General features: G+C 31.4%; 3 protein-coding genes. All 3 read left to right on the plus strand.

Annotation, left to right across the window (positions count from 1 at the left end):
- A partial coding sequence (locus tag FAY47_RS03870; protein WP_185966711.1) for a hypothetical protein occupies positions 1–298 on the plus strand: 298 nt, incomplete at its 5' end.
- Positions 270–731, plus strand: coding sequence for an EndoU domain-containing protein (locus FAY47_RS03875; protein WP_143315114.1), 462 nt, complete (start codon positions 270–272; stop codon positions 729–731). The genes FAY47_RS03870 and FAY47_RS03875, both read left to right, overlap by 29 nt.
- Before the next feature lie 19 nt (positions 732–750).
- Positions 751–1,104, plus strand: a complete 354-nt coding sequence (locus tag FAY47_RS03880; RefSeq protein ID WP_207706214.1) for a hypothetical protein — start codon at positions 751–753, stop codon at positions 1,102–1,104.
- Positions 1,105–1,113: the final 9 nt, after the last annotated feature.

Raw genomic sequence — 1,113 nt, forward strand, 5'->3', positions numbered from 1 at the left:
TAGATATTGGATTAGAGATGACAGTACTAGCTTTTTTGAAAAAATGAAATATTTTTTTGATGCATTTTGGATACGCACTGGTGGAACTATGATGAATGATCAGTATATGATTTTTAAGGCTGGAGGTTGTGATGAGGAAACAGCTAGAATTGGATCAGAATTTATGGTGGGAGAATTCACTCAGCCATTTATAGCAGCAGGACTCTTTCCTGTACTTACAAAGTTTGGGTATAAAGGTAGGCCAGTCGGAAGTGGTTTTGGGAATATAATTGGTAAACTTAGAGGTTGGAGCTTCTGAAGAGGCGGCTGTAGTTGTAGATGATATTTCAAAGCTAAATAATATAGAGAATTTTAAGAATGGAGCTTTGGAACATATTTTAGAAGGTGAATTAAATGCTAGAGGTAAGGCTGTAGGCTTTCATTATGAAGGAATGCCAACAGCTAAAGGAAATATAATTCAAGGAACAGAATCATTACCTAATGAATTTGGAGTTTATGCTGGGAAGGTTGAAGTTAATGGGGTGCTTAAAACTACTAATAATGGCGTATCGTCATTTTTCCCAAAATCATGGAGTGCACAAGATATTGTTGATGGAATCAATAAAGCCTATAATAATAGAATATTTAAGTCTGGCAATGAATTTTATGGATATACATCAAATGGTATGAAAATTAAAATGTATATTGATTCAAATACAAATAAAATAATTAGTGCATTTCCAGAATATTAATTATATGAGGTGAAGTTAAATGAACTTGAAATATGAAATTAGAGAGATAATGTATAATGATAAAAAAGATGATATAGTCTTTGATTTTGAAAAAAAGTATGAGATTCTATCAACGTTTCTATCAGCAGATGTTCAACCTTTTAGTTCATACATTTTTGAAGCAATAGATAAAGTGTTGAGTGGAGAATCTGGATATGAAGAATTAAACGGAAATGTATGTGGTGTAGAAATTCATAAAGATAAAACACAAATATATGATAATTTAGCTGAAGACGGAATGGGTAACTGGTGTGAAATTGAAACTACAGAGCTCAGAGAATTAGTAGAAATATGGTGTAATGAACTTAAAAAGTTCAAAGAACATAACAAATAAACCATTAAA

This window comes from Clostridium sp. HBUAS56017, from assembly GCF_007115085.1.
GTDB classification, from domain to species: Bacteria; Bacillota; Clostridia; order Clostridiales; family Clostridiaceae; genus Clostridium; species Clostridium cibarium.

Bases quoted from the DNA above. Each gene is read 5' to 3' on its own strand.
- FAY47_RS03880 (WP_207706214.1), top strand. From the start codon at position 751: ATGAACTTGAAATATGAAATTAGAGAGATAATGTATAATGATAAAAAA.